The organism is Nesterenkonia sp. NBAIMH1 (genome assembly GCF_007922635.1).
Lineage (GTDB): Bacteria > Actinomycetota > Actinomycetes > Actinomycetales > Micrococcaceae > Nesterenkonia > Nesterenkonia pannonica.
Window position 1 is genome coordinate 2,276,733 of the sequence record NZ_CP042335.1, and the last position, 20,798, is coordinate 2,297,530.

Here is a 20,798-nt window from a genome sequence, read left to right on the forward strand (position 1 = left end):
GAGACGGATGTCCAAGCCCGCCTATTACATCACCACCGCAATCAGCTACCCCAACGGGGAGCCGCACATCGGTCACGCCTACGAGTACATCGCCTCGGATGCGATGGCCAGGTTCAAGCGGCTCGACGGCTTCGAGGTGATGTTCCTCACCGGCACCGACGAGCACGGTCAGAAGATGCAGCAGTCAGCGTCCAAGGAGGGCATCACGCCCCTCGAGCTGGCCTCAAGGAACTCGGCGGCTTTCAAGCATGTCGACGACGAGGTGCTGAACATCTCCTACGACCGGTTCATCCGGACCACGGACGAGGACCACTATGAGGCGTCGAAGGCGATCTGGCGGCGCATGGTGGAGGCGGGCGACATCTACCTCGACACCTACGCCGGGTGGTACTCGGTGCGTGACGAGCGCTTCTTCGCCGACGATGAGACCCATGTGGGAGAGGACGGTGTTCGCTACGCCTCTGAGACCGGCACGGAGGTCACGTGGACCCAGGAGGAGTCGTACTTCTTCAGGCTGTCGAAGTACGCCCAGCCGCTTCTGGACTTCTACGCCGCCAATCCGGGCTTCGGGGGACCCTCGAGCCGATTCAACGAGGTGATCCGCTTCGTCGAGAACGGGTTGGACGACCTGTCGATCTCGCGCACCACCTTCGACTGGGGCGTTCCGGTGCCCAAGGATCTCACTGAGGCCGAGACCAGCCTGGACCACGTCATGTACGTGTGGGTCGATGCGCTCACGAACTACCTCACCGGCGTGGGGTTCCCGGACACCGAATCGGACGCGTTCAGCAGGTTCTGGCCCGCAGACGTTCACGTCATCGGCAAGGACATCTCACGGTTCCACTGCATCTTCTGGCCGGCGTTCCTGATGAGCGCGGGACTGGATCTGCCCAAGCGAGTCATGATCCACGGCTTCCTGCACAACGCGGGCGAGAAGATGTCCAAGTCGGTCGGCAACGTGGTGGCCCCCGAGGCGTGGGTGCAGACCTATGGACTCGACGCGGTGCGGTTCTTTCTGCTGCGCGAGTTCCCCTTCGGCCAGGACGGCTCGTACACCCATGACGCGGTGGTCGGGCGCAAGAACTCCGACCTCGCCAACAACCTGGGGAACCTCGCCCAGCGCAGCCTGAGCATGATCGTCAAGAACTGCGAGGGTGCCGTCCCTGAGCCCAGGGCATTCGCAGAGGCTGACGAGGCGATCCTGGAGCAGGCCCAGGCTCTGCTGCCGCTCTCCCGGGAGGCTTACCAGACCCAGGACTTTCACCGGGCTCTTGAGCGAACATGGTTCGTGCTCGGAGAGGCCAACGCCTACTTCGCAGACCAGGCGCCATGGCAGCTGGCCAAGACGGATCTTTCCCGGATGAGCACCGTCCTCTACGTCACCGCCGAGGTGGTGCGCCGGGTGGCGCTGCTGGCCCAGCCGGTGATGCCGGACTCGGCCGCGCAGCTGCTGGACGCGTTGGGCGTGGAAGGGGACGGGGACGCGGGCCGCACGAATGCGTCCAATGAAGGACCCCGATCCTTCGCCGCTTTCGGGGAGCGGCTGAAGCCCGGCACGGCGATCAGCAAGCCGAAGCCGATCTTCCCCCGACACGAAGAGGAGAAGTGAGAATCATGGCGGAGCAGACGTTCAGCATTGCAGTCATCCCGGGCGACGGAATCGGTCCGGAGGTCACAGCAGAGGCCAAGAAGGTCCTCGACGCGGCGCTCGAGCAGGAGCCCATAGAGGTCAGCTACACCGAGTATCCGCTGGGAGCAGAGCATTGGCTCGCCACCGGCGAGGCCCTGTCGCGGGAAAGTCTGGAGCAGCTGAAGTCGCATGATGCGATCCTCTTCGGTGCAGTCGGCGCCGACCCCCGCAGCGCAGAGATCCCCTCCGGGCTGATCGAGCGCGAGCTGCTGCTGAAGCTGCGCTTCAGCCTGGACCACTACATCAACCTGCGTCCCGTCCGGACCTATCCCGGGGTGGCCACCCCCTTGGCGTCCGATGAGCCGTTCGACTTTGTGGTGGTCCGTGAGGGCACAGAAGGGCCCTATGCCGGGACTGGGGGGACCCTACGCGGCGGCACGCCCGCCGAGATCGCCAATGAAGTCTCGGTGAACACCGCCCACGGCGTCCGGCGGGTCATCGCCGACGCCTTCGAGCGGGCCGAGGGTCGCCGCCGGCACGTAACGATGGTCCACAAGACCAACGTCATGACCTACTCCGGCAGCCTCTACCAGCGACTGACTGAGGAGGTGGCCGCCCTGCACCCGCAGGTCACGTGGGACTACATGCACGTCGACGCCGCGACCATCCACATGGTCACCAACCCGCAGCGCTTCGACGTCATCGTCACCGACAACCTCTTCGGCGACATCCTGACCGACCTCGCCGGTGCCATCACCGGCGGAATCGGCCTCTCGCCCTCCGGGTCCATCAACGCCTCGGGGGAGTTCCCCTCCCTGTTCGAGCCCGTGCACGGATCCGCTCCTGACATCGCCGGCCGTCAGATCGCAGACCCCACGGCAGCTGTGCTTTCGGCCAAGCTGATGCTGGAGCACCTCGGGATGGAAGAGCCGGCCGAGCGCATAGAGTCAGCCGTCAATGAGCAGCTGACGGAGTGGGCCGCGCAGAGCGCAGCCGACCTGACCACCAGCCGGAGAGGCGATGCCTTCGTGGAGAAGCTGCGCCGCCGCACCGCCTGAGAACCCGCCCGCCACCCCCAGAGGAAGTCCGCTATGACCTTCGAACTCGTCCCGCACCCCAGCCCCACCCCTGAGGACCGCATCGTCGAGATCCTCAAGGACCCGGGCTTCGGCACCACCTACACCGACCACACGGCTGTGGTCGACTGGAGGGCGGACGGCGAATGGCAGAACCACCGGGTGGAGGCCTACGGGAATCTGGAGCTGAGCCCCGCGGCGGCCGTCCTGCACTACGCGGAGACGATCTTCGAAGGCCTCAAGGCCTATAAGCACGACGACGGCAGCGTGTACACGTTCCGTCCCGACCAGAACGCTCTGCGCTTTCAGCGCTCCGCCGCACGCATGGCGCTGCCGGAGCTGCCGGTCTCCACGTTCGTCGAGTCGCTGGAGCAGCTGGTCGCAGAGGACAAGGCATGGGTTCCGACGGGGGAGGGGGAGTCTCTGTACCTGCGGCCGTTCCTGTTCGCCGATGAGCCGTTCCTGGGTGTCCGCCCAGCCCAGACCTTCAGCTACCGGGTCATCGCATCTCCGGCCGGGAACATCTTTGGGGGCAAGCTGCGCCCGGTGCGCATCTGGGTCACGCGGGACTACGTGCGCGCTGCCCCCGGAGGGACCGGTGCGGCGAAGACCGGAGGCAACTATGCCGGTTCGCTGGTCGCGCAGAAGCAGGCCATCGACAAGGGCTGCGACCAGGTGCTCTTCCTCGACCCTCTCCACGAGAATGCGGTGGAGGAGCTGGGAGGCATGAACGTCTTCCTCGTGCGCAGCGACGGCACGCTGATCACACCGGAGCTCACGGGCACCATTCTTGAGGGCATCACCCGCGACTCGATCATCCAGCTGGCGAAGGACCGGGGCTTCAGCGTGGAGGAGCGACGCGTCGGGCTGTCCGAATGGGCCGAGGGCGCCGCGGACGGCACGATCACGGAGGCTTTCGCCTGCGGGACCGCAGCGGTGGTGACCCCCATCGGAGAGCTTCTCGACGGTGACCGGACGATCACCATGCAGGGAGACTTCTCCGTCACCATGAGCCTGCGCGAAGAGCTCCTGGGCATTCAGCGCGGCACTGTGGAGGACCGTCACGGGTGGCTGCACCGTCTCGCCTGATTTCTCTGCTCTGCGGGCGGTAGGCTGAACCTATGCGTATCGCCCGATTTGTGGTCAACGATGAGCCCTCATATGGGCTGCTGAACGAAGATGACACCCTGACGGAGCTTGTGGGTGACCCGCTGTACGGCGGGGTCCACCCCACCGGCAACGTCCACCAGGTCGACGACGTGCGGCTGGTCGCACCGGTGCTCCCTCGCTCCAAAGTGGTCGGGGTCGGCCGGAACTATGAGGATCACGCGAAGGAGATGGGCAGCGAGCTTCCCGCCTCGCCGATGCTCTTCCTGATGCCCAACACTTCTGTGGCCGGCCCCGGAGAGCCCATCACGATGCCTGCCTTCACGGAAGAGGTGAGCTATGAGGTGGAGCTGGCCGTCGTGATCGGCCGGATCGCGAAGGAGGTCCCGGAGGAGCGCGTGCCGGAGGTCATCTTCGGGTACACGGTCGCCAATGACGTGACTGCCCGCGACGCTCAGCGCACGGACGGTCAGTGGGCACGCGCCAAGGGCTTCGACAACTCTGTGCCTCTGGGCCCCTGGATTGAGACTGAGCTGGACCCCTCGGATCTCCGGATCTCCGGCCGCCTCAACGGTGCGACCGTGCAGGACGGCACCACTGCGGACATGGTCTTCGACGTACCGTTCCTGATCTCCTACATCTCGCAGGCCATGACCCTGCTGCCCGGCGACGTGATCCTGACCGGCACTCCCGCCGGTGTTGGCCTTCTCACTGAGGGAGACACATTTGAGGGCGAGATCGAAGGCATCGGAACGCTTCGCAACATGTTCCGGCGATGAGAGCCCTCGCCAGTCCGACCTCCTCGCCTCGCCGTGCCGCTGCAATTCTTCTTGTTTAGGAGCTTCAAACTGTGATGAGCAAACCTGTGCCCGCCCCTTCTGATATCCCCGCTGTGGATGCTGAGACACCGGTTCGGGTGCGTTTCTGCCCGTCGCCTACGGGCACCCCGCATGTAGGGCTGATCCGCACGGCACTGTTCAACTGGGCGTATGCGCGGCACACCGGCGGCCGGATGATCTTCCGCATCGAGGACACCGATGCTGCCCGCGACTCGGAGGAGTCGTACCAGCAGCTGCTCGAGGCGCTCTCCTGGTTGGGCATCGACTGGGATGAGGGTGTGGAGACCGGCGGGCCCCACGGGCCGTACCGGCAGTCCCAGCGCGGCGAGATCTACCAGGACGTGCTGAGCAGGCTGGTGGAGGCCGGGCACGTCTACGAGTCCTTCTCCTCTCCCGAAGAGGTGGAGCAGAGGCACCAGGCGGCTGGCCGCGACCCCAAGCTCGGCTACGACAACTTCGACCGGGACCTGACGCAGGAGCAGAAGGAAGCATTCCGCGCGGAGGGTCGTCAGCCGGTCCTTCGGCTGCGGATGCCCGACGAGGACCTCTCATTCGTGGACCTGGTGCGCGGGGAGATCACGTTCCAGGCGGGCTCCTCGCCCGACTTCGTGGTGGCGCGAGCCAACGGCGCACCGCTGTACACCTTGGTCAACCCCGTCGACGACGCACTGATGGAGATCACCCACGTGCTCAGGGGCGAGGACCTGCTGTCCTCGACACCGCGTCAGATCGCTCTGTATCGAGCCCTGCACGCCGTGGGCGTGGCGAAGCACATGCCTGCTTTCGGCCATCTGCCCTATGTGATGGGCGAGGGCAATAAGAAGCTCTCGAAGCGTGATCCCGAGTCCAACCTCTTCCATCACCGGGATCGCGGGTTCATCCGCGAAGGGCTCCTCAACTACCTGGCGCTGCTGGGATGGTCGCTCTCGGCGGATGAGGACATCTTCACAGTGGACGAGCTGGTCGAGCACTTCGATGTCAAGGATGTGCTGGGAAATCCGGCCCGTTTCGACTCGAAGAAGGCGGAGGCGATCAACGGCACCCATATTCGTCGGCTGCAGCCCGGGGACTTCCGTGACCGGTTGGTTCCCTACCTGCAGGCCGATGGCCTCGTCGGCGAGGACCTGACCGAGGAGCAGGGACGCATTCTGGATGGGGCGGCACCGCTGGTGCAGGAAAGGATCGCTCTGCTGTCCGAGGGGGCCGACATGATGGCGTTCCTCTTCCGGCCGGACGAGTCTCTGGTGGTCGAGGATAAGGCGTTCAGCGGTCTGGGAGAGAAGGATGCTGTTCTCGAGACGCTCGATGCGGCATCCGGAGCCCTCGATGGGCTCGACGGCTCCGCGTGGGCGACGGAGGGCATCGAGGAGACCCTGCGCGAGGCGCTGGTGGAGGGCCTGGGCCTGAAGCCTCGCAAGGCCTTCGGTGCGGTGCGCTCTGCGGTGTCTGGTCGAAAGGTCTCCCCGCCGCTGTTCGAGTCGATGGAGCTGCTCGGCAAGGAGTCTTCGATGGCTCGGCTGGCCCGATTCCGCGGCATGGTGGAGGCCCGCTGAGTCGAGTTGTGCTTCGCTCAGCTCTTCCGGTAGACTTCAGTGCTGTTGCGCGACGGAGATCGCACAGCATTGGGCTATGGTGTAATTGGCAACACGGCGGTTTCTGGTACCGTTATTCTAGGTTCGAGTCCTAGTAGCCCAGCGGATTATTTCTTTTAGAAGTATCCAAAGAATCACATATTGCGGCCCCATCGTATAGCGGCCTAGTACGCCGCCCTCTCACGGCGGTAACGCGGGTTCGAATCCCGCTGGGGTCACCGCGCGGCGCAGGCCTCGGAGTGAAAGCTCCGGGGCCGAGCCATGTGATATCAAATTGCATAGGGCCCCATCGTATAGCGGCCTAGTACGCCGCCCTCTCACGGCGGTAACGCGGGTTCGAATCCCGCTGGGGTCACCACCAGAAATGCCAGGACATCGTTGATTCGATGGCCTGGCATTTTCGTTGTGGCTGACCCACCCGATCTTCGCACTCACGCAATGCTTCAGACCGTACTCCGCAGCGTGCTGCCACCATCGACCGGCGCGCCCGCAGCTGATCAGGATCCTCCACCTATGTGTCCAGCCGGCACAGATGCGCTCTCCGTAGTGTGCGAGGGGTCACCTCCTCGACGGAAAGGACCATGCCATGTCAGAAGCAGCAGTCAACACACGGCTCCTCGGCCTGAAGGATGTCAGCGTGCACGTGGAGGACACCGGCGGCCCGGGCCGCCCCCTTGTGCTCATCCACGGCTGGCCGCTGAACGCCGACGCATGGTCGAACCAGAAGCAGGCCCTGACCGGGGCCGGCTACAGAGTCATCGCCTACGACCGTCGCGGCTTCGGCCGCAGCGACAAGCCGGCTGGAGGGTACGACTACGACACGTTCGCGGACGATCTTGCCGGACTTCTCGATGAGCTGGACCTCCAGGACGTCACCCTCGTCGGATTTTCCATGGGCGGAGGCGAAGTCGCCCGATACGTCTCGCGGCACGGCCAGCAGCGACTGCACAGCATCGTGTTCGCCGGAGCTGTGACCCCGATGATGATGCAGTCGGAGGAGAACCCCGAGGGGCCGCTCGACGAAGCGACTGCTCAGCAGATGTCCGAGCAGCTTGAGGCTGACTCGGAGGCATTCTTCGACCAGTTCACCCGTGACTTCTTCACACCTGCCGGAGGTGCGGAGCCGATGGTGAGCGAACCGGTGCGTCACGAGGCCATCACGCAGTGCCGCCAGGCCGACCACTCCGCGGCGCTCCAAGCCATGGGCGCATTCGGCACCACCGACTTCCGCGATGACCTCAGGACTGTCACGGTGCCGACCCTCGTCCTCCACGGCGGTGCGGATGCCATCGTTCCCTTCGAAGGGTCCGGCAAGCGCACCCACGAAGCCGTGCCCCACAGCACGGTGCAGGTCATCGACGGGGCGCCGCACGGATTCAACGCCACCCATGCGCAGGAGTTCAACGCGGCACTGACGACCTTCCTCGGCGAATAGGTCCGCGCGGCGGGGGCCTGGTCACGTCCACGGAAATGCGAAGATGAAGCGTGACCCAGGCCTCCACCACCGCGACCGCCCCAGCGGCGCCGCGTGTCATCCTGCCTCTGCTGGCCATCCTTGCGCCCGTCCTCATGTGGGCCTCGACGTTCGTCGTGACCCGCTGGGCCGCTCCCAGCATCGACCCCGGACCGTTCGCCCTCATCCGGCTCATCGCAGCGTCGCTGACGCTCACCGTCCTGGCTCTGATCGTGCACCGAGGCCGGCCCCCCAGACCCACACGAGCCGCCCTGGGCTTCGCTGCGGCCTTCGGGGCGCTCTGGTTCGGGCTCTACACGCTGCTGTTCAACTGGGCAGGCCACTACCTCGACGCAGGCACCGTAGCCCTCGTGGTGAACTTCGCGCCGCTCATCGTCGGAATCGGCGCAGTCGTCTTCTTCAAAGAGGCGTTCAGCCGCCCCCTGTTCGCGGGCATGATCATCTCCCTCTCCGGCATCGCGCTCATCGGCGTGGCAGGGGGAGTGGGCCAGCTGGCTGTCACCGGTCTGGTGCTCGCCTTCGGGGCCGCGATCCTCTATGCCGCAGGAATGCTCCTGCAGAAGATGGTCCTGCGGGACCTCGATCCGCTCACCACCACATGGCTCGGAGCGCTCGCCGGGACGGTGGCCCTGCTTCCCTTCGCCCCGGCGGCCGCGGCAGGCATAGGAGAGATCTCAGCGGCCACCGTATGGGCGGCAGTGTATATGGGTATCGGGCCCAGCGCCCTGGGATTCTGGTTCTGGGGCTATGCGATGACCCGGTTCCCCACCGGTCGGGTGGCATCGGCGTCGCTGGCAGTCCCTGCGGTCGTCATCCTGATGTCCTTGGTGACGCTGGGGGAGGTGCCCCCGCCTCTGGCCATGATCGGAGGTGCGATCTGCCTCACCGGGGTGGGGTTGGCTCAGCTGCGCCACCGGCGCCGCGCCGTATGACTCAGCGGCTGCTGCTCCAGGACGCCAGCCTGTTCAACGCCTCTGCCAACGTCTCCGGGCGTTTGCAGAATGCGAATCGCAGCAGGTGGTTGAGCTCGTCGCCGCGGTCCTGCTGGGTGGCGGGCAGCGTCAGCGAAGACACCGGAATCGCTGCGACGCCGGCCTCCTGAGCCAGCTGGACGGCGAACTCTGCGGCCGTCAGGTCCGTGACCGGCCGGACGTCGGCGAGCACGAAATAGCCCGCCTCCGCCGCGAACGGGGCGAACCCTGCACCCGCCAGCCCCTCCGTGAGCTGATCGCGGCCAGCCCCCAGAGCGTCCCTGTTCTGCGCGAAGAACCCATGGTCATCTCGGAGGCCCTCCGCCGCTGCGAACTGATAAGCAGGTCCCGAGCAGAAGCTCAGGAACTGCTTGACTCCCCGCACGCGGTTCACCAGGTCCGCGCTTCCTGTCAGCCATCCGACCTTCCATCCGGTGACCGCAAACGATTTGCCGACTGAGCCCACTGCCACGGCGACCTCCTCAGCTCCGGGGATGCTGAGGATCGTGCGGTGCGAAGAGTCCGCGCCCGGGAGCACCAGATGCTCGTAGACCTCATCCGCCATGACGACCAGATCATGCCTGCGCGCGATGTCCACGATCGTCTCAAGCTCCGCCTCGGTGAAGACTGTCCCCGTGGGGTTATGGGGCGTGTTCACCAGAATCATCGACGTTCGCGCCGTCACGGCTGCCTCCAAAGCTGCCGTGTCCGGGCGGAACCCCGGGGCCCGCAGCGGAACCGTCCGCAGCTCGGCCCCCGCCAATGCGGCGACAGCTCCGTAGGAGTCGTAGAACGGCTCGAACGTGAGGATCTCAGAGCCGGGCTCCGCTAAGGCCAGGATGGAGGCGGTGATCGCCTCCGTTGCGCCCGTGGTGTGCATCACCTGGGTCTGCGGGTCCAATGCGACCCCGTACCACCGCCGCTGATGGTCTGCCACCGCCTCCCGGAACCACGGGAAGCCCATCCCCGGAGGGTATTGATTCGACGGCCCAGCGTCGGTGCCGACCGCCTCAGCTGCCAGCTGCCGCAGCCACGCCGGACCCTCCTGATCCGGGAAGCCCTGGCCGAGATTCACCGCCCCATGCTGCTGCCCGAGAGCCGTCGTCCGTTCGTAGATCGTGGGCAGCACGCGGCCGGACTCTTGGTCATATACGTTTGCGCCTGCGGCTGCGCGCATCCATGGTGGCTGAGACATCCAGCTCATCGTAGACGGGCTGCTCCCTCCTGCGCGTCCACGGCCACGTCATGGCGGCCCACAGCACAGCAGCCAAGACGGCGAGCCACACGACATAGACCGGCCACGGGCCCAGCAGATCGATCAGCGAACCCCCCTCCGGCGGACGGTTCAGGAAGCCGTAGTTGGTCCCCAGCAGGTGGTTCATCGGCATGGCCAGCGCAGTCCACAGCACCGCTGCCGCGTACGCCGTGCCGAAATCGCGCCAGCTCGGTCGGCAGCCCCAGCGCAGAAGCGCCAGAGGCACCAGCAGCACCGCAATGTGCAGAACCCAGTAGAAGATCATGTTCACCGACACGCCCCCCAGCATGCTCGGATGGGGAGTGAGCAGCGCCTGTGAGTTCAGCGTCAGACCCCAGTAGTAGGCGATCGCCACCGCCCAGCGGGGCCTCGAGAGCAGGGCCACGGCACAGATGAACCTCAGAGCGTCCGAGAAGTGAAGCGGAAGAGATCCGTCCCAGCTGAACTGGCCCGGCAGCAGGCGCCACACTGTGTACAGCACCGACAGGACCAGCAGAAGCCAACCGGCAGTCCGGAAGACCACATCGGGGCGGGTCAGCTTCGGCACGCCCCAGAGGGTCATCGCTGCGCACACAGCAGCGAGGCCCAGAAGAATGAGGTGCGCAGTTCCGAACATCACACACTTCAGTCTGCCGGATACGCTGGAGCGATGCAGATCTCGGAGATCATCGACGCACTGGAGCCCATCTCATCCCGGTATGCGCAGAGCAACAGCATCGACCGCACCAGCGAATGGTTCATGCTCAAGCTCCAGGAAGAGGTCGGAGAGCTTACCCAAGCGTTCATCGACCTGCGCGGCATGGGACGTGATCGGGGCACCACCGAGAAGCAGCGCCGTGACGCCTTCGACGCTGAGGTGGCAGACGTCCTGGGGCAGCTGCTCCTGCTGGCTCACCACAATGACGTGGACGTGGAGCAGGCCGTGGAGGAGAAGTGGCTGAAATGGGCGTGAACGATGCAGGGCAGACCGTCGCCGAAGCAGGCGAGGACGCGGTTCTTGGGGCCCTCATGGGGGTGGTCCAGCCGTTCAACGCCGGTCGCGGCCATGTGGGGCTGGAGCTGGGCCCGGGCAACGACGACGCAGCGGTGCTCAGCCCGAGCCCGGGCAGCCGCATCGTCATGACCACGGACACCATGAGCGAGGGCCAAGACTTCAGGCGCACCTGGTGGAGCGACCCCGTTGCGGAAGCCATGGACGTCGGAACCAAGGCCGCTGCCCAGAACCTCTCCGACATCAACGGCATGGGCGCAGAGCCCACCGCGCTGCTGATCTCCCTGACGCTGCCGGGCGATGTGAGTGCAGACTGGGCGGAGCACTTCACCCACGGCATCATCCGTGCATGCTCCCAGCCCGGGGCCGAACAGTGCGTCATCGCCGGGGGAGACCTCGGCTCGGGCGAGACGATCGCCATAACCATCACTGCAGTCGGGGAGCTGCCTGCGCAGATACCGGGCCTGACCGGTTCGCCAGGGCTCCGCCGGGACGGAGCGCGCCCCGGGGACCTGCTCACGGTGGCCGGAAATCTGGGCTACGCCGCAGCCGGCCTGGCACTGCTGGAGAGCCCGGACACTGAGCTCGACAGCCCCGATCCGCATCACTGGAGCTCGACTCCCACTGTCCGGCGGGCGCTCGCCGCCCAGAAGCGGCCGCACCCGCCGCTCGTCGAGGGACGAATCGCCGTGCTTGCGGGTGCAAGTGCCGGGATGGACATCTCGGACGGACTCCTCCGAGACGCTGACAGGCTGGCCAAGGCTTCCGGAGTGCGCCTTGAGCTCGATGAGGACGCGCTGCGGGCGCGGGCCGAGCAGCTCGCCGAGGCAGCCCAGGGCCTCGAGCGGGACGAGGAGCTGGCCTTGGAATGGGTTCTCACCGGAGGCGAGGACTACTCCCTCCTCGTCACCTTCCCGCCGCAGGCCGAGCTTCCGGAGGGCTTCAGCCGAATCGGCACCGTCATCGCCTCAGACGCAGACCAGCCCGGAGTGCTCACCCCTTGGGGCATGAGCAGTCCGGGCTGGGACTCCTTGAAGGGCTAGGTCAGCCTTCGAACTTGCGGCCGAGCTGGGCGAAGGACCAGCCCTCGGCCTCCCAGTGCTTGGCGTCGAGGACATTGCGGGCGTCGATGAACCGCTTGGACGCCACCAGGGGCTCAAGATCGGCAGGCGTCAGCGACTTGAATTCGTTCCACTCTGTGGTGAGCATGACCACCTCCGCATCCCGGACCGCCTCTTCCAGGCTCTGGACGTAGCCCAGCCGGGGGTAGCGCTTGGCAGCATTGTGGTTGCCCTCGGGGTCGAAGACGGCCACATCCGCGCCTGCGTTGTAGAGGCGCGCGGCGACGTCCAGCCCTGGGGAGTCGCGCACATCGTCGGAGAGAGGCTTGAAGGTGATGCCGAGCACGGCGATCTTCTTGCCGACCACGTCCTGGTCCAGGAGTTCGAAGGCTCGTGCGACGGCCTTCTTGCGGCGGCGCAGGTTGATCTGGTCGATCTCATCGAGGAACTTCATCGAGTGGTCCAGGCCCAGCTCGGCCACGCGGGTCTGCAGCGCACGGATGTCCTTGGGCAGGCAGCCTCCGCCGAAGCCGACTCCGGCGTTGAGGAACTTGCGGCCGATGCGCGTGTCGAATCCGATGGCGTCGGCCAGGGTGGTGATGTTGCCCCCGACGTTCTCGGTGACCTCTGCGAAGGCGTTGATGAAGCTGATCTTGGTGGCGAGGAACGCGTTGGCGGCGACCTTGACGAGCTCAGCCGTTTCGAAGTCTGTGGAGATCCAGGGGGTCTCGCGCCCCAGGGCTTCGGCGTACACCTCCCGCAGAACAGCCTCGTCGGCCTCGGACCCTGTGCCCACCACCAGACGGTCGGGGCGCAGGGTGTCCTCCACGGCGAAGCCCTCGCGCAGGAACTCAGGGTTCCATGCCAGCGAGACGCTCACCCCGTCGTTCTTGGTCTCGGCCACCAGCCCTGAGAGCCGGGCGGCGGTGCCGACGGGGACGGTGGATTTGCCGACGACGAGCGAGTCCTTGGTGATGGAGGCGACCAGGTCGGTCGTGGCAGCGTCGACGTAGGTGAGGTCCGCGCCGGTGCCGCCTCTTACCTGCGGGGTGCCCACGCAGATGAAGTGGACGTCGGCCCATGAGCCGGCCTCAGAGACGTCCGCGGTGAAGCGAAGCCGGCCGGAGTCGACGTGCTTGCGGATCAGCTCGGGCAGACCGGGCTCGTGGAAGGGAAGCTCGCCGCGCGAGAGGGAGTCGACCTTCTCAGGGTCGACGTCCACGCCGAGGACGTCGAAGCCGAGTTCGGCCATGCACGCCGCGTGCGTGGCGCCCAGGTATCCGGTGCCGATCACAGAAATATTGAGAGTCACGGACGCCACCTTAGCGGTTCGGCGCATGTCCGGGGTGACGGCCGGCCTACTGCAGGTCGCTCTCGGGGTTCTTCCGCACCAGCTCGGTGAGCTGCTGAGCCGCGGCAGACACCACGTGGGCGAACCGTCGGCCCGGCTGGCGGGAGAGCCGTTCGATGGGGCCGGAGATGGACACTGCCGCGAGAACGCGCCCGGAGGGACCCCGCACCGGGGCTGAGACCGAGGCCACGCCGGGCTCGCGCTCGCCCAGAGACTCCCCCCAGCCGCGCCGGCGCACCCCGGCGAGGACGGTCGGAGTGAACCGGGCGTCTCGGAGGCCCTCGACGAGTCGGTCGTGGTCCTCCCAGGCCAGCAGGACCTGAGCGGCCGATCCTGCCTTCATGGACAGCTGGGTGCCCACCGGTATGGAGTCGCGCAGACCGATGGGCCGCTCCGCCGAGGCCACGCAGATGCGAGAGTCGCCCTGACGCCGGAAGAGCTGTGAGGACTCGCCCGTGGCGTCGCGCAGCTTCAGCAGGATGGGCCCGGCAGCGGAGACCACCTGATCGGAGCCGGCGGCCTGGGCGAGCTCGGCCATGCGGGAGCCGATCACGTAGCGGCCGCGCACGTCGCGCGAGAGGAACCTGTGGTGGACCAGTGCCGATGCCAGACGGTGAACGGTCGGCCGGGCCAGACCTGTGACCTCCACCAGCTGAGCAAGAGTTGCGGGACCGGCCTCGAGGGCGTCCATGATCATCACCGATTTGTCCACCACTCCGATCCCTGAGGGGGAGTGCAGGATGCTGTGTGCCATGGTCTCACTATAGTCCGAATAGTGAGACCAGAGGGTGTCGGTCTAGAGCCGCGGCGATGCTGGTGGTTCTCTAGAACTATGGCACAGACAGCATCCGCGGATCAGCCGCTCACTCTGGCGGAGAAGGTATGGCGCGACCACGTCGTCGTGCGCGGAGAGGACAAGGACGGGCAGCGCAGCCCGGACCTGATCTACATCGACCTGCACATGATTCACGAGGTCACCAGCCCTCAGGCGTTCGAGGGGCTCCGTCTGGCGGGCCGTCCCGTGAGGCGCCCGGACCTCACCATTGCGACTGAGGACCACAACACGCCGACGCTTGAGATCGACAAGCCGATCGCCGACCCCATCAGCCGCAAGCAGGTGGACACCCTGCGCGCCAACGTGGAGGAGTTCGGCATACGGATCCACTCGCTGGGCGACGACAACCAGGGAATCGTCCACGTGGTCGGCCCTCAGCTCGGACTGACCCAGCCGGGAATGACCGTCGTCTGCGGGGACTCCCACACCTCCACCCACGGCGCCTTCGGGTCCCTGGCGATGGGCATCGGCACCTCGGAGGTGGAGCACGTCCTGGCCACCCAGACGCTCTCCCTGAAGCCGTTCAAGACGATGGCTGTGACGGTGAACGGCAGCCTGCGTCCGGGAGTCTCCTCGAAGGACATCATTCTGGCCGTGATCGCCCAGATCGGCACCGGCGGCGGCCAGGGCTACGTCCTCGAGTACCGCGGCACCGCCATCGAGCAGCTGTCCATGGAAGCTCGGATGACGATCTGCAACATGTCCATCGAGGCCGGGGCGAGGGCAGGCATGATCGCTCCCGACGAGACGACGTTCGAATTCGTCGCCGGCCGCCCGCACGCGCCCACCGGCAAGGACTGGGACGACGCCGTCGAGTACTGGCGCTCGCTGCGCACCGACGAGGGGGCCCAGTTCGATGCGGAGATCATCATCGACGCCGATGAGCTGGAGCCGTTCGTCACCTGGGGCACCAATCCGGGGCAGGGCGTGAGCCTCAGCGAGGCAGTGCCGTTCCCCTCCGACTTCCACGACCCGGTCGACCGCGAGTCGGCTGAGCGTGCCCTGCAGTACATGGATCTGGCCCCGGGCACACCGATGCGCGACGTTCGGGTCGACACCGTCTTCCTGGGCTCCTGCACCAACGCGCGCCTCGAGGACCTGCGAAAGGCCGCAGAGATCATCAGGGGGCGCGAGAAGGACCCCGATGTGCGGATGATTGTTGTTCCAGGCTCCGCGAAGGTCCGGCTCGACGCTGAGGCCGAGGGCCTGGACCGGATATTCAAGGACTTCGGGGCGGAGTGGAGGTTCGCCGGATGCTCGATGTGCCTGGGCATGAACCCCGACCAGCTCGCAGAGGGCGAGAGGTGCGCCTCCACCTCGAACCGAAACTTCGAGGGACGGCAGGGCAAGGGCGGTCGAACCCACCTGGTCTCGCCCGTCGTGGCCGCCGCTACCGCGATCCGCGGCACGCTCTCGTCGCCCTCCGACGTCGGCGCAGGCGCGCCGGTGCCTGCCTAATCCGCAGGGGCGGCATCCGCCCCGCTCTCCTCAGGGCCGCTCACGCAGGCCCGGCCCCGCAGCAGACCATCGAGGAAGGCTCCCCATGGAACCCATCACGACGCACACCGGCATCGGCGTGCCGCTGAACCAGTCGAACGTCGACACTGACCAGATCATCCCCGCCGTCTTCCTGAAGCGCATCACCAAGACCGGGTTCGAGGATGCCCTCTTCTACGCGTGGAGGAAGAAGGAGGACTTCGTCCTCAACCGGGAGCCCTTCAAGCACGGCACCGTCCTCGTCGCGGGCCCCGACTTCGGCACGGGGTCATCCCGTGAGCATGCCGTGTGGGCGCTTCGGGACTATGGCTTCAAGGTGGTCATCTCCTCCCGGTTCGCCGACATCTTCTACAGCAACGCGGCCAAGCAGGGCCTCCTCGCGGCGAAGGTCGCTCAGCCAGACGTCGAGCTCATCTTCAAGGAGCTCCAGCGTGAGCCCGGCGCTGAGATCACAGTGGACCTGGAGGGCCGCACGGTGGTCTGCGGCAGCGTCGAGACCACCTTCGACATCGACAACTACACGCGGTGGCGCCTGCTGGAGGGCCTGGACGACATCTCCCTGACGCTCCGTCAGAAAGCCTCCATCGACGCCTTCGAGGGAACCCGGCCGGGGTTCAAACCCGCGACGCTTCCGGCTAAGGTGTAGCCGCCGGCGGGCGCCTCCGCCGTCCGCGAAGCTGAAGAGCCCCCCGAACCCCATCGGGTACAGTGGCAGGGCTGGAATCCGCTGGATCGAAGGGACCACGTCATACATATGGGCAAGCTGCTCACAATTCAGGGCGGGAAGCCCCTCGAAGGCACGGTGCACGTCCGCGGTGCCAAGAACTTGGTGCCCAAGGCCATGGTGGCGTCTCTGCTGGGCAGCGAAGTCTCCGAGCTTCGCAACGTGCCTGACATCAAGGACGTCGAGATCGTCCGGAATCTGCTGCAGATTCACGGGGTCAAGGTGGACGCTGACCCGCTGACCGGGGACCTGAGCCTCGATGCGCGCAACACCTACCTGGCCGAATACTCCGAGATCGACGCGTATGCCGGGGACTCGCGGATCCCCATCCTGTTCTGCGGGCCGCTGATGCATAAGATCGGCGAAGCATTCATTCCTGATCTGGGCGGGTGCCGCATCGGCGATCGCCCCATCAACTATCACCTCGAAGTGCTGCGCAACTTCGGCGCTGTGGTGGACAAGCAGCCCAACGGCATCCACATCTCAGCGCCCAAGGGCCTCAGCGGTGCCAAGCTCGAGCTTCCCTACCCATCGGTGGGCGCGACCGAGCAGGTGCTGCTGACTGCTGTGCTGGCTGAGGGCATCACTGAGCTGCGCAACGCCGCTGTGGAGCCGGAGATCCATGACCTCATCGCGATCCTGCAGCAGATGGGAGCGATGATCACGGTCTACACAGACCGGACGATCCGCATCGAAGGCGTCTCTCGCTTGGGACGATTCCGCCACCAGGCGATTCCCGATCGAAACGAGTCCGCGTCCTGGGCCTCGGCTGCTCTCGTCACCCGCGGCGACATCTACGTCAAGGGCGCAGCGCAGCGCGACCTCACCAGCTTCCTCAACATCTACCGCAAGATCGGCGGAGAGTTCGAGGTGGACGAGGAGGGGATCCGGTTCTGGCACGGCGGCGGGCAGCTCCAGCCCCTAGTGCTGGAGACCGACGTCCATCCGGGCTTCATGACTGACTGGCAGCAGCCGATGGTGGTGGCCCTGACGCAGGCTCACGGCGTGTCCATCGTGCACGAGACCGTCTACGAGAACCGGTTCGGCTTCACGGATGCGCTCACGCGCATGGGAGCTTCGATCCAGCTCCACCGCGAGTGCCTGGGCTCCAACCCCTGCCGATTCGGCCAGCGCAACTTCCTCCACTCCGCTGTGATCTCAGGAGCCAGTGAGCTCACCGGTGTCGACATCAACATTCCTGACCTGCGCGGCGGATTCTCTCACCTGATCGCGGCGCTGGCTGCCAAGGGCACGTCCAACGTCACCGGCATCGAGATCATCAACCGCGGGTACGAGCACTTCATCGACAAGATCGAAGCTCTCGGTGCGGACATCCACATCGAAAAGAGTGGGGCTTCGTCGGCCCCTCAGCCTGCCATCGCCGCGGGCGGATGAGTCCAGAGGTGGACGCCACTGGATCTTCGGCGCAGGAGACGGCTCGCCGATCTCCGGCCTGGCACCTCGCGGCAGGTCTTGTTCGGCCCGGCATGAACGCTCTGATGGGCAAGGAGTGGCACGGACTCGAGAACATCCCCTCCGACGGCTGCATCGTCGTAGCCAATCATGTGAGCCTCATCGATCCGCTCGCGGTGCTGCACGCGGTCTACCGCAGCGGAACCACCCCTCACATCATGGCCAAGGACTCGCTGTTCCGCGTTCCCGTCCTCGGAACGCTCATGAGTGAGCTGCAGCTCATACCGGTGACGCGCAATGCGCGCGACAGGTCCCGGGAGTCGCTGGACATCGCGCACGGCATCATCCAGGAGGGCGGGGCCGTGGTGATCTACCCTGAGGGCACCCTCACCACCGACCCTGACCAGTGGCCCATGCGCATGAAGACCGGCGCCGCGCGTCTGGCTCTGACCACCGGGGCTCCCATCGTTCCCCTGACCCACTGGGGCACCCACCGATTCCTGCCCTTTGGCGCCAAAGCCCCGAGGATCCTGCCGCGCCGCTCCTACACGCTGCGAGCCGACGAACCTCTGGACATGTCCGATCTGCGCAGCAGGCCGCTGAGCCGCACTGTGCTGGCCCAGGCGACCCAGCGCATCGAGCAGGCACTGACCGAAGGTGTCAGCCGACTGCGCGGCGAACCCGCTCCTGAGCTGATATGGGACAGAAACATCAGCCAGCGCGTGCCTCGCGATCAGCTGCGGGCCCGGGCTGAGCAGCAGGACAGGCACGCGGATCGCACCGGGGAGGGATCGGACGAATGAGTCCCACTGCGGTTCTCGGAGCAGGATCCTGGGGGACCACCTTCGCCAAAGTGCTCGCCGACGCCGGCCAGGACGTCACGCTCTGGGCGCGTCGCGAGGAGGTCGCCCACGAGATCAGCACGCACCGGACCAACAGCGCGTATCTGCCCGAGGTGTCTTTGCCCACGGGCATCCGTGCCACCTCGGATGCGGACCGAGCTGTCCGCGAGGCTGAGGTGATCTTTCTGGCCGTTCCGGCTCAGAGCCTGCGTGAGCGGCTGTCGCATCTGAAGGGGAGCCTGAAGCCGGGGGCGATCGTGGTTTCGCTCATCAAGGGCCTCGAACGCATCAGCGACCTGCGCATGTCCGAAGTCATCCACGATGAGCTCGGGCTGCCTCCGGAAAGGATCGCCGTGCTCTCGGGCCCCAACCTCGCAGCAGAGATCGCGCGCGAGGAGCCCACAGCGTCGGTGATCGCCTGCTCAGACTCTTCCGTCGCCGAGCAGCTGTCCCAGCTCTGTCAGACCTCCTACTTCCTGCCCTACGTCAACTCTGACGTGATCGGCACGGAGCTCGGAGGAGTTCTGAAGAACATCATCGGTCTGGCAGTGGGCATCTGCGACGGGCAGCAGCTCGGCGACAACTCCAAAGCCTCCGTCATCACCCGCGGTCTCGCGGAGACCACGCGGTTGGGGCTGGCCCTGGGCGGACGCCAGGAGACCTTCGCCGGGCTTGCCGGCCTGGGAGACCTGGTGGCCACCTGCGGGTCGCCGCTGTCCCGCAACCGCACCGCGGGGCGTCTGCTGGGAGAAGGGCTCACGCCCGGGCAGGTCAGCGAAGCGATGACCCAGACGGCCGAGGGGACGAAGTCCGCAGCAGCCGTCCTGGATCTGGCGCGCCGCTATGGGGTGGACATGCCGATCTGCGAAGCGGTGGTATCGGTGCTCGAAGGATCCATGACCGTGGACAACATCGTCGGGTCTCTCCTGGCCCGGGATCTGAAAGCAGAGGTGCATTGACCGTGCCATCCGAGCCGACGGCCAAACCGCGCGTCCTGGTCCTCTACGGCGGCCAGTCCTCCGAGCACGCGGTCTCCTGCGTCACCGCAGCCGGGGTGCTCAACGCCATCGACACGCAGAAGTACGACGTGGTCGAGGTCGGGATCACCGAGGCAGGGCAGTGGACGCGTCCCACGGCGGACCCTCGCACGCACGCGTTCGGCGCCGGTGATCTTCCCCGCGTGGAGCCGACCCGGTCCTCCGTCATCCTCCATTCCTCCGCTCGTGATGCAGGCGCATCAGGCACCTCTCTGGTGGAGCTGCATGCCGACGGAACGGCTGCTGAGCTGGGACACGTCGATGCGGTCCTGCCGCTGCTGCACGGTCCCTACGGCGAGGACGGCACCCTCCAGGGGCAGCTGGAGCTCGCCGGAGTGCCGTACGTAGGTGCCGGTGTGCTGGCCTCCGCATTGGGAATGGACAAGCACTTCATGAAGCTTGCGTTCCAGGCCTCCGGGCTCCGCGTCGGTCCGTGGGAGACCATCACCGCGCGGCAGTGGGCCTCCGACGCAGGAGCCTGCGTCGACCGGGTGAAGCGCCTGGGCCTCCCGGTGTTCGTGAAGCCCGCCCGGGGCGGCTCGTCAATGGGCGTGAGCCGGGTCGACAGCTGGTCGGAGATCGTCGAAGCGATCGCTCAGGCCCACCAGCACGATGCCAAGGTGATCGTCGAGCAGGGCGTCTCCGGCCGGGAGATCGAGTGCGGCGTCCTCGGAGCAGCGGCGCACGCCGCGCCGCGGGCGTCGGTGTGCGGCGAGATAGTGGTGCACAGCGGTGCTGAGCACCATCAGTTCTATGACTTCGAGGCGAAGTACACCGACGCCGCCGCAGCCGATCTCTCATGCCCGGCAGATCTGCCCGATGAGGTCAGCGATGAGATCCGCCGCCAGGCGGTGATCGCCTTCGAGGCCATCGATGGTGAGGGCCTGGCGCGCGCCGACTTCTTCTATGATGCTGCGGCCGCCGAAGGCGAGCGCATCGTCGTCAACGAAGTGAACACCATGCCCGGATTCACGCCCATCAGCATGTACCCGCAGATGTGGCAGGCCAGCGGCTTCTCCTACCCGGAGCTCATCACAGAGCTCATCCAACTCGCCCTGGAGCGCCCCACGGGCCTTCGATAGAATGGCGTGCATCGACTGACG

Annotated in this window: 19 protein-coding genes and 3 tRNA genes; 18 read left to right on the top strand and 4 right to left on the bottom strand. The window is 66.3% G+C overall.

Features of this window, described 5'->3' with window-relative positions:
• The first annotated feature begins 7 nt into the window (after positions 1–7).
• The 10 genes from metG to FS388_RS10980 all read left to right on the top strand — a co-directional run bounded on the left by metG (position 8) and on the right by FS388_RS10980 (position 8,650).
• The gene (gene metG, locus FS388_RS10935; protein ID WP_146341441.1) at positions 8–1,609 is read left to right on the top strand and encodes a methionine--tRNA ligase; all 1,602 of its coding nucleotides are present in this window, start codon (positions 8–10) and stop codon (positions 1,607–1,609) included.
• A gap of 5 nt (positions 1,610–1,614) precedes the next feature.
• Complete coding sequence (locus FS388_RS10940) at positions 1,615–2,688, top strand: 3-isopropylmalate dehydrogenase (protein ID WP_146341442.1); 1,074 nt, start codon at positions 1,615–1,617, stop codon at positions 2,686–2,688.
• A 33-nt stretch (positions 2,689–2,721) separates the two neighbouring features.
• Positions 2,722–3,795 carry a branched-chain amino acid aminotransferase gene (locus tag FS388_RS10945; RefSeq protein WP_146341443.1) on the top strand — a complete coding sequence of 358 codons (1,074 nt, stop codon included), beginning with the start codon at positions 2,722–2,724 and terminating at the stop codon, positions 3,793–3,795.
• 32 nt (positions 3,796–3,827) lie between these two features.
• Positions 3,828–4,592 carry a fumarylacetoacetate hydrolase family protein gene (locus FS388_RS10950; RefSeq protein WP_146341444.1) on the top strand — a complete coding sequence of 255 codons (765 nt, stop codon included), beginning with the start codon at positions 3,828–3,830 and terminating at the stop codon, positions 4,590–4,592.
• Between the two features lie 74 nt (positions 4,593–4,666).
• The gene (gltX, locus tag FS388_RS10955) at positions 4,667–6,205 is read left to right on the top strand and encodes a glutamate--tRNA ligase (RefSeq protein WP_146341445.1); all 1,539 of its coding nucleotides are present in this window, start codon (positions 4,667–4,669) and stop codon (positions 6,203–6,205) included.
• 70 nt (positions 6,206–6,275) lie between these two features.
• A tRNA-Gln gene (locus FS388_RS10960) sits at positions 6,276–6,347 on the top strand.
• 42 nt (positions 6,348–6,389) lie between these two features.
• Positions 6,390–6,462: transfer RNA gene (locus tag FS388_RS10965), tRNA-Glu, on the top strand.
• 64 nt (positions 6,463–6,526) lie between these two features.
• Positions 6,527–6,602, top strand: a tRNA-Glu gene (locus FS388_RS10970).
• 228 nt (positions 6,603–6,830) lie between these two features.
• Entirely contained in the window at positions 6,831–7,679 is an 849-nt protein-coding gene (locus tag FS388_RS10975; protein WP_146341446.1) for an alpha/beta fold hydrolase, read from the top strand.
• A gap of 50 nt (positions 7,680–7,729) precedes the next feature.
• Positions 7,730–8,650, top strand: a complete 921-nt coding sequence (locus FS388_RS10980) for a DMT family transporter (protein WP_146341447.1) — start codon at positions 7,730–7,732, stop codon at positions 8,648–8,650.
• Between the two features lies 1 nt (position 8,651).
• Here the strand turns inward: FS388_RS10980 and FS388_RS10985 are convergent, their stop codons facing one another.
• Positions 8,652–9,884 (bottom strand): aminotransferase class I/II-fold pyridoxal phosphate-dependent enzyme, encoded by a 1,233-nt coding sequence (locus FS388_RS10985; protein WP_246836198.1) that lies wholly within the window; start codon positions 9,882–9,884, stop codon positions 8,652–8,654.
• Complete coding sequence (locus FS388_RS10990) at positions 9,835–10,560, bottom strand: TIGR02206 family membrane protein (RefSeq protein WP_146341996.1); 726 nt, start codon at positions 10,558–10,560, stop codon at positions 9,835–9,837. The genes FS388_RS10985 and FS388_RS10990 overlap by 50 nt, the downstream gene beginning before the upstream one ends.
• A 33-nt stretch (positions 10,561–10,593) precedes the next feature.
• Between FS388_RS10990 and FS388_RS10995 the strand changes: the two genes are divergently transcribed.
• Both FS388_RS10995 and thiL read left to right on the top strand, forming a co-directional pair.
• Positions 10,594–10,896: a MazG nucleotide pyrophosphohydrolase domain-containing protein gene (locus FS388_RS10995; protein ID WP_146341449.1), complete on the top strand. Its 303-nt coding sequence runs from the start codon at positions 10,594–10,596 to the stop codon at positions 10,894–10,896.
• Positions 10,887–11,978 (top strand): thiamine-phosphate kinase, encoded by a 1,092-nt coding sequence (thiL, locus tag FS388_RS11000; protein ID WP_146341450.1) that lies wholly within the window; start codon positions 10,887–10,889, stop codon positions 11,976–11,978. The genes FS388_RS10995 and thiL overlap by 10 nt, the downstream gene beginning before the upstream one ends.
• A 1-nt stretch (position 11,979) precedes the next feature.
• Here thiL and FS388_RS11005 read toward each other — a convergent pair whose 3' ends face one another.
• The gene (locus tag FS388_RS11005) at positions 11,980–13,335 is read right to left on the bottom strand and encodes a UDP-glucose/GDP-mannose dehydrogenase family protein (protein ID WP_146341451.1); all 1,356 of its coding nucleotides are present in this window, start codon (positions 13,333–13,335) and stop codon (positions 11,980–11,982) included.
• A 19-nt stretch (positions 13,336–13,354) separates the two neighbouring features.
• Positions 13,355–14,101 carry an IclR family transcriptional regulator gene (locus FS388_RS11010; protein ID WP_146341452.1) on the bottom strand — a complete coding sequence of 249 codons (747 nt, stop codon included), beginning with the start codon at positions 14,099–14,101 and terminating at the stop codon, positions 13,355–13,357.
• Positions 14,102–14,179: 78 nt separating this feature from the next.
• Between FS388_RS11010 and leuC the strand changes: the two genes are divergently transcribed.
• The 6 genes from leuC (at position 14,180) to FS388_RS11040 (ending at position 20,777) form a co-directional block, all read left to right on the top strand.
• The gene (gene leuC, locus FS388_RS11015; RefSeq protein ID WP_146341453.1) at positions 14,180–15,640 is read left to right on the top strand and encodes a 3-isopropylmalate dehydratase large subunit; all 1,461 of its coding nucleotides are present in this window, start codon (positions 14,180–14,182) and stop codon (positions 15,638–15,640) included.
• An 85-nt stretch (positions 15,641–15,725) separates the two neighbouring features.
• Positions 15,726–16,325: a 3-isopropylmalate dehydratase small subunit gene (leuD, locus tag FS388_RS11020; protein ID WP_146341454.1), complete on the top strand. Its 600-nt coding sequence runs from the start codon at positions 15,726–15,728 to the stop codon at positions 16,323–16,325.
• Between the two features lie 108 nt (positions 16,326–16,433).
• Positions 16,434–17,798 carry a UDP-N-acetylglucosamine 1-carboxyvinyltransferase gene (gene murA / locus FS388_RS11025; protein ID WP_146341455.1) on the top strand — a complete coding sequence of 455 codons (1,365 nt, stop codon included), beginning with the start codon at positions 16,434–16,436 and terminating at the stop codon, positions 17,796–17,798.
• A gap of 8 nt (positions 17,799–17,806) precedes the next feature.
• Complete coding sequence (locus FS388_RS11030; protein ID WP_246836199.1) at positions 17,807–18,619, top strand: 1-acyl-sn-glycerol-3-phosphate acyltransferase; 813 nt, start codon at positions 17,807–17,809, stop codon at positions 18,617–18,619.
• Complete coding sequence (locus tag FS388_RS11035; RefSeq protein ID WP_146341457.1) at positions 18,616–19,617, top strand: NAD(P)H-dependent glycerol-3-phosphate dehydrogenase; 1,002 nt, start codon at positions 18,616–18,618, stop codon at positions 19,615–19,617. Before FS388_RS11030 ends, FS388_RS11035 begins: the two co-directional genes overlap by 4 nt.
• Positions 19,614–20,777: a D-alanine--D-alanine ligase family protein gene (locus FS388_RS11040; RefSeq protein WP_168198692.1), complete on the top strand. Its 1,164-nt coding sequence runs from the start codon at positions 19,614–19,616 to the stop codon at positions 20,775–20,777. The genes FS388_RS11035 and FS388_RS11040 overlap by 4 nt, the downstream gene beginning before the upstream one ends.
• Positions 20,778–20,798: the final 21 nt, after the last annotated feature.